General features: G+C 74.4%; 11 protein-coding genes. 7 read left to right on the forward strand and 4 right to left on the reverse strand.

Annotation, left to right across the window (positions count from 1 at the left end; all coding sequences use genetic code 11):
- Positions 1–34: 34 nt before the first annotated feature.
- Together glpK and AB2L27_RS17625 are read right to left on the reverse strand one after the other, a co-directional pair.
- The gene (glpK, locus tag AB2L27_RS17620; protein WP_370442801.1) at positions 35–1570 is read right to left on the reverse strand and encodes a glycerol kinase GlpK; all 1536 of its coding nucleotides are present in this window, start codon (positions 1568–1570) and stop codon (positions 35–37) included.
- Positions 1571–1624: 54 nt separating this feature from the next.
- Positions 1625–2467 (reverse strand): MIP/aquaporin family protein, encoded by an 843-nt coding sequence (locus tag AB2L27_RS17625; protein ID WP_370442802.1) that lies wholly within the window; start codon positions 2465–2467, stop codon positions 1625–1627.
- Positions 2468–2712: 245 nt separating this feature from the next.
- On the opposite strand from AB2L27_RS17625, the gene AB2L27_RS17630 reads away from it, so the two are divergent.
- From AB2L27_RS17630 to AB2L27_RS17645, 4 genes are all read left to right on the forward strand, one after another.
- The gene (locus tag AB2L27_RS17630; protein ID WP_370442803.1) at positions 2713–4275 is read left to right on the forward strand and encodes an EAL domain-containing protein; all 1563 of its coding nucleotides are present in this window, start codon (positions 2713–2715) and stop codon (positions 4273–4275) included.
- A gap of 74 nt (positions 4276–4349) precedes the next feature.
- Positions 4350–5579, forward strand: coding sequence for an MFS transporter (locus AB2L27_RS17635; protein ID WP_370442804.1), 1230 nt, complete (start codon positions 4350–4352; stop codon positions 5577–5579).
- Between the two features lie 11 nt (positions 5580–5590).
- Positions 5591–6415 carry an SDR family NAD(P)-dependent oxidoreductase gene (locus tag AB2L27_RS17640; RefSeq protein ID WP_370442805.1) on the forward strand — a complete coding sequence of 275 codons (825 nt, stop codon included), beginning with the start codon at positions 5591–5593 and terminating at the stop codon, positions 6413–6415.
- Positions 6416–6465: 50 nt separating this feature from the next.
- Positions 6466–8148 (forward strand): ATP-binding SpoIIE family protein phosphatase, encoded by a 1683-nt coding sequence (locus tag AB2L27_RS17645; protein WP_370442806.1) that lies wholly within the window; start codon positions 6466–6468, stop codon positions 8146–8148.
- 33 nt (positions 8149–8181) lie between these two features.
- Here AB2L27_RS17645 and AB2L27_RS17650 read toward each other — a convergent pair whose 3' ends face one another.
- Both AB2L27_RS17650 and aroQ read right to left on the reverse strand, forming a co-directional pair.
- Positions 8182–9846: an FAD-binding oxidoreductase gene (locus AB2L27_RS17650; protein ID WP_370442807.1), complete on the reverse strand. Its 1665-nt coding sequence runs from the start codon at positions 9844–9846 to the stop codon at positions 8182–8184.
- A gap of 41 nt (positions 9847–9887) precedes the next feature.
- Positions 9888–10340 carry a type II 3-dehydroquinate dehydratase gene (gene aroQ / locus AB2L27_RS17655; protein ID WP_370442821.1) on the reverse strand — a complete coding sequence of 151 codons (453 nt, stop codon included), beginning with the start codon at positions 10338–10340 and terminating at the stop codon, positions 9888–9890.
- Between the two features lie 106 nt (positions 10341–10446).
- On the opposite strand from aroQ, the gene AB2L27_RS17660 reads away from it, so the two are divergent.
- The 3 genes from AB2L27_RS17660 to AB2L27_RS17670 all read left to right on the forward strand — a co-directional run bounded on the left by AB2L27_RS17660 (position 10447) and on the right by AB2L27_RS17670 (position 13032).
- Positions 10447–11100: a DNA-3-methyladenine glycosylase I gene (locus AB2L27_RS17660; protein WP_370442808.1), complete on the forward strand. Its 654-nt coding sequence runs from the start codon at positions 10447–10449 to the stop codon at positions 11098–11100.
- Positions 11097–11570: a VOC family protein gene (locus AB2L27_RS17665; RefSeq protein WP_370442809.1), complete on the forward strand. Its 474-nt coding sequence runs from the start codon at positions 11097–11099 to the stop codon at positions 11568–11570. Before AB2L27_RS17660 ends, AB2L27_RS17665 begins: the two co-directional genes overlap by 4 nt.
- A gap of 79 nt (positions 11571–11649) precedes the next feature.
- Positions 11650–13032 (forward strand): NAD(P)/FAD-dependent oxidoreductase, encoded by a 1383-nt coding sequence (locus tag AB2L27_RS17670; RefSeq protein ID WP_370442810.1) that lies wholly within the window; start codon positions 11650–11652, stop codon positions 13030–13032.
- Positions 13033–13034 lie beyond the last annotated feature (2 nt).

Below are 13034 nucleotides of genomic sequence, written 5' to 3' on the forward strand. Positions count from 1 at the left end.
GCACGCGCGCCCGGCGCCCGTCCCGGGCCTGACGTCAGTCGACGTCCACCCAGTCCAGCGTCCGCTCGACGGCCTTCTTCCAGCCGGCGTACCCGTCCGCGCGCTGCTGGTCGTCCCAGGTGGGTTCCCAGCGGGCGCCCTCGTTCCAGTTCTCGCGCAGCTCGTCGAGGTTCTTCCAGAACCCGACGGCCAGACCCGCGGCGTAGGCCGCCCCCAGGGCGGTGGTCTCGGCCACGACGGGCTTGGAGACGGGGACGCCGAGGATGTCGGCCTGCAGCTGCATGCACAGCTGGTTGGCCGTGATCCCGCCGTCGACCTTCAGGACCTCCACGGCCACGCCGGAGTCGGACGACATCGCCTCGGTGACGTCCCGGCTCTGGTAGCAGATGGCCTCCAGGGTCGCCCGGGCGATGTGCGCGTTGGTGTTGTACCGCGACAGCCCGACGATCGCACCGCGGGCGTCCGAGCGCCAGTACGGGGCGAACAGGCCGGAGAACGCGGGCACGAAGTAGCACCCGCCGGAGTCCTCGACCTGGCGGGCCAGCGACTCCGACTCCCCCGCCCCGGAGATGATGCCGAGCTGGTCGCGCAGCCACTGCACGGCCGAGCCGGTGACGGCGATGGAGCCCTCCAGGGCGTACACCGGCTTCTCGTCGTTGAACTGGTAGCAGACCGTGCTCAGCAGCCCGGCCTGGGAACGGACCAGTTCCTCACCGGTGTTCAGCAGCATGAAGTTGCCGGTGCCGTAGGTGTTCTTGGCCATGCCGGGGTCGAAGCAGACCTGCCCGACCATCGCGGCCTGCTGGTCGCCGAGGATGCCCGTCAGCTTGACCTCCCCGCCCAGCGGGCCGGTCTCCAGCGTCGTGCCGTAGCCCTCGGTGTAGGAGGAGGGCTTGATCTCGGGGAGCATGGCCCGCGGGACGCCGAAGATCTCCAGCAGCTCGTCGTCCCACTGCAGGGTCTCCAGGTCCATGAGCATGGTGCGGCTGGCGTTGGTGACGTCGGTGACGTGCACGCCGCCGCGGGGGCCGCCGGTGAGGTTCCAGATCAGCCAGGAGTCGGTGTTGCCGAAGATCGCGTCACCGGCCTCGGCGGCCTCGCGCACGCCGTCGACGTTCTCCAGGATCCACTGGATCTTGCCGCCGGAGAAGTAGGTGGCCGGGGGCAGACCGGCCTTCTGCCGGATCTTCTGCCCGCGCTCGTCGCGGTCCAGGGCCGAGGCGATGCGGTCGGTGCGGGTGTCCTGCCACACGATCGCGTTGTAGTACGGGCGGCCGGTGTTCTTGTTCCACACCACGGCCGTCTCGCGCTGGTTGGTGATGCCCAGCGCGGCCAGGTCCTTGGCCGTCAGGTTCGCCTGGCGCAGACCGCTCTGGATGACCGAGCTGGTGCGTTCCCAGATCTCGATCGGGTCGTGCTCCACCCAGCCCGGCTTGGGCATGATCTGGGTGTGCTCCAGCTGGTACTTGGCGACCTCGTTGCCGCCGTGGTCGAAGACCATGAACCGGCTGGAGGTGGTGCCCTGGTCGACCGCGCCGATGTACTGGGGGCCGTTCGCGGTGTCTGCCATGTCGTGTTCCGTTCTCTGCGTCGAGGTCAACGGGGTCTGGGTGGGAGGGGGTTCTCAGTCCTCGGTGTGGACGCGGCCCTCGGGCTCGGGGGCCACCGGGTCCGGCAGGTGCCGGTCGATGAGGACCTTGTACAGGCCGCCGCCGATGAGCCCGCCGATGACGGGGGCGACGATCGGGACCCAGAAGTAGAACGAGCCGCCCGGTTCGCGCATCGCCGTGCCGTACCCGGTGATGAACGAGGCCAGGCGCGGGCCGAAGTCGCGGGCCGGGTTGATGGCGTAGCCGGCGTTGGAACCCCAGGCGAAGCCGATGGCCACGACGATGAGACCCACGATGAACGGGGCCAGGTTCGCCCCCGGCGGGGTCGCCTTGGCCTGGCTCACGGCGAAGATGAGGAAGACCAGGATGGCCGTGCCGACGACCTGGTCCAGGAACGCGCCGCCGATGGTGACGTTGGCCCCGGGCAGGGTGGAGAAGATGCCCTGGGAGTCGTACGTGTGACCGGGGTCGAGGGCGTCGATGGGCCCGGCGTACACCCAGCGGACGATGAGCGCGGCCACGAAGGCGCCGAGGAACTGCGCGAGGCTGTAGGGCAGCACCTTCTTCCAGGAGAACCCCTGGAAGGCGGCCAGGGCGATGGTGACCGCGGGGTTGAGGTGGGCACCGCTGGTGCGGCCGGCGACGTAGACGCCGAACGTCACGCCCAGGCCCCAGGCCCAGTGGATCGAGTCGTCGCCGCCGTTCTGGCCCGCCACGACCTGGGCGACGACGCCCACGCCGAAGAGGATGAGGATCGCGGTGCCGGCGAACTCGGCGAGCAGTTCGCCGGTGAGGGTCGGGGTGCGGGGCACGCGGCGGCCGGGCGTCGCCTCGGCCGAGGACCTGCTGTGGGACATGTGAACTCCACGATGAGTCGGTTGGTGCGGTTTCGTGCCGTGGTCGTGAAGGTAGGCAGGCCCCCGGCCCGCGTCAACGCCGGGAGTTCGACCATGTCGAACGATCCGCCCCGCCCCGTCCCCGGCTCCCTCCCCGGCCCACCCCCCGTCACCGGGCGCCCGGGGCGAGACCGGTGGTGCTCACTGAGAGTGATCCTTCACCCGGACGGCTCAAGCCGCCCGCCCGGGGTGCCGATGACGCGACCATGACGACGCTGGACTCGCGGCCGGAGCTGCACACGGACCCCCTCGAGGACGTCCTGCGCCCGGGACTGCTGCGCACCGTGCTGCAGCCGGTCCACGACGTCGTCTCCGGGACGGCCGTGGCCCTGGAGGCGTTCGTGCGCGGCCCGGCCGACAGCGCGCTCGCCTCCCCGGCCCACCTGTTCCGCGCCGCGGCCGCCGCCGGGCGCACCGGCGACCTGGACCGCGCCGCCCTCCAGGCCGCCCTCGCCGGCGCGCCGGCCGCCGCCGGCACCACGACCACGCTGTTCCTCAACACCTCCCTGGAGGGGTTCACGACCCCGCCGCAGGTGCCGGCCGGTCTGGACCTGGTCGTCGACGTGCCGGCGCGCGCGCTGCTGCACCGGCCCGGGGCCGGCGTCCGCCTGCTGCGCCGCCTCCGCGCCCTGGGGCTGCGGGTGGCCCTGGACGACCTCGGGGCCGGCCCCGACGTCCTGGCCCTGCTGCCCGTGGTGCGCCCGGAGGTCGTCAAGCTCGACCTGCGGCTGCTGGCCCGCCGTCCCGCCGAGGAGGCCGCCGCCCTGGCCGGGGCCGTGGGGGCCTTCGCCGCCCGGACCGGGGCCCTGGTCCTGGCCGAGTCGGTCGAGGACGAGGACGACCACCGGACCGCGCTCGCCCTGGGCGCCGACCTCGTCCAGGGCTGGGGCGTGGCCCACCCCGCCCGCCCGCAGGACCTGCCCGCCCCCACCGGCCCGCTCGCGCTGCCCGCCCCGGCCGGCCCGGTGCCGTGGGGATCGGCGCGCACCCGCACGGTGCCCGCCGACGTCGCCGCGGCCGCCCTGACCCACCTGCGGCTGCGCACCCGCCGCCCCCAGGCCCCGCTGGCGCTGGTCTCCCTCGGCGGGCCGCCCGCCCGCCGCGCCGCCGCGGACCTGGGCCGCGTCGCCGTGCGCGCCCACGCCGACCTCGACGGTCACGGCCTGGCCGTCCTCGGTCCCGAGACCGCCTGCGTCGTCCTGTCCCGTCCCGGCCGCACCCCCGCCGAGCGCGAGCTGCTGGTCAGCCACGACCCGGCCCTGGTGGCCGACGTGGTGGCCGACGCGCTGGCCGCCGAGGAGGACCCGGCGCACGAGAGCGCCGACCCCGCCCCGCGCCACCCGACGCTCACCGACGTCGTCGCCGCGGCCCTGGAGGCCGACCGCGCGACCGGGACCGGGACGGGTCTGCTGCTCGTCGGGGTCGACGGGACCTGCCGGCGCGGGGGCCGGGAGGCCGTCGTGCGCCGGATGCGGCGGGCGGTCCGGTCGGTGGACCGCTGGATCCCGCTGGGCCCCGACCTCGTCGCGGTCCTGCTCACCGGGCTGCCGCGCGCCGGCAGCGAGGGGGTCGTCGAGCGCGTGGCCGACGCGCTGCTGCTGGCCGTGGAGCTGGCCGTGGACGACCACCCGGCGATGTCGGTGAGCATCGGGGCCAGCCTGGCCCCGACCCGCGCACTGACGGCCGCCGAGGCCCACCGCCAGGCCGCCGCGGCCCTGGAATCGGCACGCGGTGCCGGAGGGAGTTGCGCACGCATCTGGCCCGTCTGACAAGCTCGTCCCGGACGGGTCGGAGCGACCCGGGGAGCCGCGCGCCCGCGGCGCGGACGAAGGAACCGGTGGGGATGGCGGGGTACGTCGCGCTGCTGCGCGATCCGGTGGTGGCACGACCGTTCGTGGCCTCGGTGGTGGCGCGCGTGCCCATCGCGACCGCCCCCCTGGGGCTGGTCCTGCTCGTGCGCACCGCCCGGGACAACTACACGCTCGCCGGCATCGTGACCGGCCTGTTCGCCGTCGGCCTGGCGATCGGCTCACCCCTGTGGGGCCGGGCCATGGACCGGCTCGGCCAGCCGCGGGTGCTCGTCCCGGCGGCCGGCCTGTCCGGGCTGCTGCTCCTGCTGCTCACGGCCGCGACGGTCTGGACCGCCGTGCCCGCGCCCGTCCTGCCGTTCCTGGCGCTGCTGGCCGGGGCCACCTTCCCGCCGCTGAGCCCGGCCATGCGCTCGACGTGGCGCGTGGTCGTCACGGACGAGCGCGCGCGCCGGCGCGGGTACGCGCTGGACGCCGCGGCCGTGGAGACGATCTTCGTCGGGGGCCCGCTGCTGCTGAGCGCGCTCCTGCTGCTCGGGGTCGTCCCGCTGCCGCTGCTCGTCACGGTCGTCCTGCTCGTGGGCGGGACCCTCGTCTACGCCCGCTCCCCCGGCGCGCGCCGCGTCGTGCCGCACCCGGGCACCCCCGAGCACCGGGCGGGCACGGCCGTGCTGCACAGCCCCGGCTTCGCGCTGCTGCTGACGGTGATGGCCGTCATGAGCATCGGCTTCGGGATCCTCGACGTGTCGATGGTCGGGCTGGCCGAGCACCTGCTGGGCTCCGGCGACCGGCTCGGCGTCCTGTTCGCCCCCATCGCCGGCGGCTCGGCGCTGGGCGGGCTGCTGTACGGCAGCCGCGACTGGCGCAGCCCCGACCGGCGCCGGCTGCTGGTGACCCTGACGCTGTTCGGGGCGCTGCTGTTCGCGGTGGCGTTCGCGGCCGGTGAGGGCGTCCCGTTCGTCGCGCTGCTGGTCGTGCTCTTCCTCACCGGGCTGTTCATCTCCCCCAACCTCATCGCCGCGCAGGGGCTGGTCGACCAGCTCGCCCCGGGGCACCGGCTCGGGGAGGCCCAGGCGTGGCTGTCGACCTCGATCACGGCCGGGGCCGCGGCCGGCAACGCCGTCGCCGGGGTCCTGCTCGACCTCGCCGGGGCCCGCGCGGCGCTGGGGGTGGCCGCGACGGCCGTCCTCACCGCCGCCGCGGTGTGCCTGGTGGCCCAGCGGTCCTGGTCCGCCCGGCACCCCGACCCCGTGGCCGTTCACTAGGCTCGCCCCCCGTGAGCAGCGTCCCGTCCTCCCGTCCCACCGCCCTCGTCACCGGGGCCACCGCCGGCCTCGGGGCGGCCTACGCGCGCTCGCTGGCCGGGCGCGGGCACGACCTCGTCCTCGTGGCGCGCGACGCGCAGCGCCTGGAGCAGACCGCCGCCGACCTGCGCGCGCGGTTCGGCGTCGAGGTCGAGGTGCTGGCCGCGGACCTGTCCGAGCGCGCGGCGCTGCAGCGGGTCGCCGACCGCGTCGGCAGCCGGCAGGCGCCGGTCGACGTGCTGGTGAACAACGCGGGGTTCGGCCTGCGGCAGCGGTTCGTCGACGGCGACCCGGCCGACCACGAGCGCATGTTCGACGTGCTGTGCCGGGCCGTGCTGGTCCTGTCCCGGGCGGCGACGGGGGCGATGGTCGCGCGCGGTCGCGGGCACGTCCTGAACGTGGGGTCGGTCGCCGGCCTGGTCCCCGGCGGGGGGCACTACTCGGCGGCCAAGGCCTACGTCATCGTCCTGACCGAGACGATGGCCGGGGAGCTGCGCGGGACGGGTGTGAGCGCCACGGTCGTGGAACCGGGGTACGTGCGCACCGAGTTCCACGCCCGGTCGGGGATGTCCTCGGGCGGGTCCTCGGCGCTGTCGAGCCGGGTCTGGCTGGACGTGGCGGACGTCGTGGACGCCTCCCTGGACGACCTGTTCGCCGGCCGGTCCGTCAGCGTGCCGACGAAGCGGTGGAAGGCCGTCTCGGCCGTCCTCGACGTCGTGCCCCGGCGCGTGGTCAGCTCGGTGTGGAACCGGATGCCGTCCGGCGCCAAGCGGCGGCACCCGACCACCCGGCACTGAGACTTCTAGAAGTCTGACAACACTCTGTAGTCGGGGCGTAACGTAGAGCCGTGAACGCCGCTGTCCCCGCTCCGCCCCCCGCGGTGACCCCCGACGTCCTGGGGGACGAGACCGCCCGGCTCGCAGCCCTGCGCGAGTACGTCGACGTCTCCGCTCCCCCACCCGCCGAGCTGCAGGCCGTCGTGCGGCTGGCGACCCGGCTGACGGGGCTGCCCAACGCCGTCGTCAACATCATCGACGAGAAGCACCAGCGCCAGCTCGCGGCCGAGGGCTTCGACCGCGGGACCAGCGCCCGCGGCGACTCCATGTGCTACTACGCCCTGGGCTCGGCCGGGCTCGTGCACACCCCCGACGCCCGCCAGGACGTGCGGTGGAAGGCGCACCCGTGGGTCGACGGCCGGCTCGGGAACGTCCGCAGCTACGCCGCCGCCCCCCTGCTGACCCCCGACCAGCAGGCCCTGGGCACGTTGTGCGTCTTCGACGACGCCCGGCCCCGGCACCTGACCCCCACCCAGCAGGCCGACCTCACCGACCTCGCCACGCTCGTCGTCTCCCTGTTCGACCGGGAGCGGCGCGCCCGCCTGGTCACCCGGCACGCCGAGGAGCTGCGCCGGGCCCGGGCCGCGGCCGAGACGGCCCGGGCGCTGCAGGAGTCGCTGCTGCCGCACCGGCTGCCCGCCGGGGAGCGCGTGCGGGTGGTCTCGCGCTACCTGCCCGGCACCGACGGCGCCGAGGTCGGCGGGGACTTCTTCGACGCCATCGGCACCGACACCGCCTTCGTCCTCGTCATGGGGGACGTGCAGGGCCACAACTCCGCGGCCGCGGCGCTCATGGGGCAGGTGCGCACGGCCGTGCGCGCCTACGTCACCGAGGGGCACGAGCCGTCGGCGGTGCTGGAACGCACCAACCGGCTGATGCAGTCCTTCGACGGCGACCTGTTCGCGACGTGCTGCCTGCTGGCCCTGGACGAACGGACCGGCGACGTCACCGTGGCCAGCGCCGGGCACCCGGCCCCCCTCGTGTTCGCCCCCGGTCCCCCGCAGGCCCTGACGGTCGACCCCGGCCCACCCCTGGGGGTGCAGGCGGAGACCGTCTACGGGCAGACCCGGCACCGGCTGAGCGGGCCCAGCCGCCTGCTGCTGCACACCGACGGGGTCGTGGAGTGGCCCGGCGCCGGCGGCACCGGCCCGCGGCCCGCGTGCGCCACCGGCGAGGAGGCGCTGCACGCGGCCCTGGCCGCCGGCGCGCAGGAGGACGCCGGCACGCTCGCCGACCGGCTGCTGGCCCCGGTGCGCGGCAGCGGCCACGACGACGCGGCCCTGCTGGTCGTCGACTACGACGGGCCCGCGCCGGGGACGCGGGAGAACCGGCTGCCGCTGCCGAGCGACACCCGCGCGGTGAGCACGGCCCGCGACTGGCTGCGCTCGACGCTGGCCGGGTGGGGGCTGACCGCCACGGCCGACGAGGCCGAGCTCGTGGTCAGCGAACTGGTGACGAACGCGGTGCTGCACACCGGGGCCCCGACCGCGGTGACGCTGCGGTACGAGGTGGCCGACCGGCTGCTGTGCGTCGGGGTCGAGGACGGCTCGACCCAGCACCCGCAACCGCGCACGAGCGACGAGGAGGCCACCGGCGGCCGCGGGATGCACATCGTCCAGCTCATCGCCCAGCGCTGGTGGGTCGCCCCCCGCGGGGAGGGCAAGACCGTCTGGGCCGACCTGCTCGTCGAGTGAACCCCCGGCCGGTGGGCCGGGGGCCTGAGGGTCTCAGTCGACGACGGCGCCGGGGTTGAGGTTGCGGCCCGGGTCGACCCCGGCGAACAGGGACCCGACGATCCTGGCCCCGGCCGGGGACAGGTCCTCCTCGATCCAGCGCTTGTGCTCGCGCCCGACGGCGTGGTGGTGCGACAGCGTCCCGCCGTTGTCGATGAACGCCTGCTGGATGGCGCCCTTGACGACGTCGTAGGCCTCCAGACCGTCCCGGTCGGTCGGCGGCTGGAAGGCGAACGTGAAGTACTGGCACGCCCCGGAGTGGTAGCTGTGCGAGAGGTGGCAGAAGACGAACCCCTTGATGCCGACCTCGGCGAACGCCTTCTGGGCGGCGGCCACCACGTTGTCGTGCACCGTCTTCAGCGTCGCCCAGGAGGAGGAGGTCTCGGACACGTCGCCGTAGGCGCCGCGGTCGAGGATGAAGTCGCGGATGTAGGGGGTGTCGAACTTCTTCTGGTCGTACAGCGTCCCCGGCCCGGACCCGACGCCGAACCCGCCGTGCTTCTTGACGATCTCCCCGACCAGCGCCTTGGTCCGCCGCACGTGCAGGGCCGAGCCCTCGTACCCGATGAACGACAGGCACATCTGCGACAGGTCGAAACCCTTGCGCTTGCTGGCGTACAGCTGCACGCCCTTGTTGAGCAGCTGACCCAGCGCGCTGCCCTTCTTGGACGTGGCCAGCGTGAACTGGGTCTCCATGGCGTCGGAGACGCGGGTGATGCTCGGGGAGGCGTCCGAGGCCGCGATGTCGTGCATGGCCTTCAGCCCGCTGGCGTAGTCGGGGAAGAAGTAGGCCTGGATGACGCGCTCCTCGGCCTGGCGGTGCACCTGCACCGTGGCCTCGGTGATGATCCCGAGCCGGCCCTCGCTGCCCAGGACCATCTCGCGCACGCTGGGGCCGGCCGACTGCACCGGCACCTCGGCCGTGGCCACCACGCCGTACGGGGTCACCACGCGCACGGCGCGGGTGATGTCGGCGATGTCCCCGAAGCGGTCGGACTGCATGCCCGAGGACCGCGTCGCGATCCAGCCGCCCAGCGTGGAGTGCTTGAAGCTGTCGGGGAAGTGCCCGATGGTCCAGCCGCGGGCGTTGAGCTGGTCCTCCAGGTCCGGGCCCAGCGCCCCGGCCTGGATGCGCGCCGTCTGCGACGTCTCGTCCAGGGACAGCAGCAGGCGCATCCGCCCCATGTCCAGGGACACCACGGGGCGGGTCTCCTCGCGCGGGGCCTCCAGGGAGCCGACGATGTTCGAGCCGCCGCCGAAGGGGATGAGGACCGCGTCGGCCTCCAGCGCCACCCGCAGGGCGGCCTCGGTCTCGGCCTCGGTCCCGGGGTAGACGACGAGGTCGGGCAGCCGGCCGAAGTCGCCGCGGCGGATGCGCACGAGGTCGCGCATGGACTTGCCGTAGGCGTGCACGACGCGGTCGAGGTCGTCGTCGTGGACGTGCTCGGCCCCCACGGCCCCGGCGAAGGCCGCGCGCAGGGCGTCCGGCGCCTGCGACGGCGGCACGGTCAGGTCCGACAGCTCCGGCACCTGCACCGGTGGGGCGTTGAAGTCGATGCCGGCCATCTTCAGCGCGAACGGCGCCAGGCCCGGCTTGTCCTCGTGGTGGAAGGCCACGCCCTCCTGGCCCCAACCCCACCACTTCATGTGCTCGACCACGCAAACTCCCACCACTCGACGCGCTGTGCTCGGGCGCGAGCCTACGCGCCGGGGACGACACCACCGCCGCTCCCGGCCCGTCCGGCCAGGAACCGCACGGCGAGCGCGTAGCCCTGCACGCCCAGTCCGGCCACGACGCCGGTGGCGACCGGGGAGACGTAGGAGTGCCGGCGGAAGTCCTCCCGGGCGTGGACGTTGGACACGTGCAGCTCGACCAGGCCCGCGGTCAGCTCCGCGCAGGCGTCGCGCAGCGCGACGGAGGTGTGGGTCCAGCCCCCCGGGTTCAGCACGACCGGGTGGCGGGCGTCGGCGGCGGCGTGGATCCAGCCGAGCATCTCGTGCTCGGCGTCGGTCTGGCGCAGCTCGACGCGCACCCCGAGCTCGGCGGCCAGCTCCTGCAGGCCGGCGTCGACGTCGGCGAGGGTGGTCGAGCCGTAGACCTCCGGCTGCCGCCGCCCCAACCGCCCCAGGTTCGGGCCGTTGAGGACGAGGATCGTGGTGCCGGTGCCGGAGGGCGCGGGGTGGTCGCTCACCCGCGGACAGTACCGGCCCGTGGACGACGGCGGCCGGGTGTCGGCGGTCGGTGCCACAGTGCCGCCCGTGCCCAGCCCCGATGTCCCCGACGCCCCCGATGCCCTCGACGCCCCCGGCGCTGCGGGCGGTGCGCCCTTCCGCTGCTTCGGCACCGGCGACCCGTTGTACGAGGCCTACCACGACACCGAGTGGGGGCACCCGGTGCGCGACGACCGCGGGCTGTTCGAGCGGATCAGCCTGGAGGCCTTCCAGTCGGGGCTGAGCTGGATCACCGTCCTGCGCCGGCGCGAGGCGTTCCGCGCGGCCTTCGACGGGTTCGACCCGCGGGCCGTGGCCGCCTACGGGGACGCCGACGTGGCCCGGCTGCTGGCCGACCCCGGCATCATCCGCAACCGCGCCAAGGTGGGGGCCACGATCGCCAACGCCCACGCGCTGCTGGCCCTGCAGGCCGCCGGCGGCAGCCTGGACGGCCTCCTGCGCGCCGCCACCCCCGACCCGGCCCCGCCGGCGCCGCAGGTCCCCGCCGACGTCCCCGCCCGGACCCCGGGGTCGGCGGCGCTGGCCCGGACGCTGAAGGCGGCCGGTTTCCGGTTCGTCGGCCCGACGACGGCGTACGCGACGATGCAGGCGTGTGGCGTGGTCGACGACCACCTGCGACAGTGCCCGGCACGGGCCGCCGTGGAGCGCGCCCGGGCCGCGAGCGAGGGGGTCCGACCGTGAGCAGCACCGTCCCGTGCCTGTGGTTCGACGGCGACGGCCTGGCCGCCGCCCAACGCTACGTCTCCCTCTTCCCCGACTCGCGCATCGTCTCCACGTCCCCCGGCGGCCCGGACGGGGCACCGCTGACGGTCGACTTCGTCCTGGACGGGCGCGACTGGACGATCATCAACGGCGGTCCCGGGTTCCCCCAGACCGAGGCGTTCTCCGTGCAGGTCTCCTGCGCCGACCAGGCCGAGGTCGACCGCTGCTGGGACGGGCTGCTGGCCGACGGCGGCGCGGAGGGGCGCTGCGGGTGGCTCAAGGACCGCTGGGGCGTGTCCTGGCAGGTCGTCCCGGCCCGGCTGCCCGAACTGCTGTCCGACCCCGATCCCGAACGGGCGCAACGGGCCATGACGGCGATGCTCGGGATGCGCCGTCTCGTCGTCGCCGAGCTGGAGGCCGCGGCCGACGGCGCGGGACGCCCCGCGTGAACGGTCCCGACCGCGAGTGACAGAATCGTGGAGAAGCGGGAACCCCGTCCCGGCGAGCCACAGACAAGAGGTGCCACACATGGTCGATCGACAGCGAGTCGTCATCGTCGGAGGTGGCTTCACCGGCCTGTACGCCGGCAAGAAGCTCGAGAAGCTCCTCCCGGCCTCCGCGGCAGAGCTGGTGATCGTCAGCCCGACTGACCACCTCACCTACAGCCCCCTGCTGCCGGACGTCACCGCGTCCGTCATCGAACCCCGCCACGTGGCCGTGTCGCTGCGGCAGGCCCTGCCGCGCCACAAGCTCGTCGTGGGCCACACCACCTCGGTCGACCCCGAGGCCAAGACCATCACCATCTCCAAGAGCGAGCGCGGTGTCGTCAGCGACGAGACCCAGGTGCTGTCCTACGACAAGCTCCTGCTCGCCCCCGGCGCGGTGACCCGCCGCTTCCCCATCCCCGGGGTCTCCGAGAGCGCCCGCGGCGTCAAGACCATCACCGAGGCCGCGTTCGTCCGCGACCACCTGCTGTCCCAGCTCGACGCGGCCGACAGCCTGCCGGACGACCCGCGCTTCGACGCCGAGCGCGCCGAGCGCATGACCGTCGTGGCGGTCGGGGCCGGCTACACCGGCACCGAGATCGTCGCCCAGACCCACCGCTGGCTGTCCCGCGTGGCCGACCGCTGGTCGAGCATCGACGTGCGCGACGTGAAGTGGCTGCTCATCGACGTCGCCCCGGCCGTCCTGCCCGAGCTGGGCCCCCGCCTGGGCCAGTACGCGCTGTCGGCCCTGAAGGGCCGCGGCATCGACGTGCGCCTGGGGGTCTCCGTGGCCAGCGTCGAGGGCAACGTCGTCAACCTCACCGACGGCACCCCCGTGCCCTCGCGCACCCTCATCTGGGGCGCGGGCATCATGGCCAACCCGCTCATGGGCACCCTGGGCCTGCCGCTGGACCGCGGCCGCCTGGTCGTGGACGCCATGATGAAGGTCGCCGGCGCCGAGGACGTCTGGGCCGCCGGGGACGCCGCCGCCGTGCCGGACCTGGCCAAGCCCAAGCCGGCCGACGGCCCGCAGCCGATCACCCCGCCCACCGCGCAGCACGCGCAGCGCCAGGGCACCGCGGTCGGCAAGAACATCGCCGCCGCCTTCGGCATCGGCCAGGCCGCCGACTACGTCCACAAGGACCTCGGTCTCGTCGCCGACCTCGGCGGCGGCACCGCGGTGGCCAAGCCGCTGGGCATCGAGATGACCGGTCTGCCGGCCAAGATCGTCGCCCGCGGGTACCACCTGTACGCCCTGCCGGCCATGAGCAACCGCATCCGCGTGCTCACCGACTGGGCCCTGCACGCCGTCCTGCCGCCGCAGGCCGTCGCGCTGAACCAGACCCGTCCGGAGGACGCGCTCATCACCCCGGCGCAGAACACCGACATCTACCCCAAGGCGGAGGAGAAGCCGAAGGTCGGCTGACC

It is taken from the genome of Kineococcus halophytocola (assembly GCF_041276425.1).
Taxonomy (GTDB): domain Bacteria; phylum Actinomycetota; class Actinomycetes; order Actinomycetales; family Kineococcaceae; genus Kineococcus; species Kineococcus halophytocola.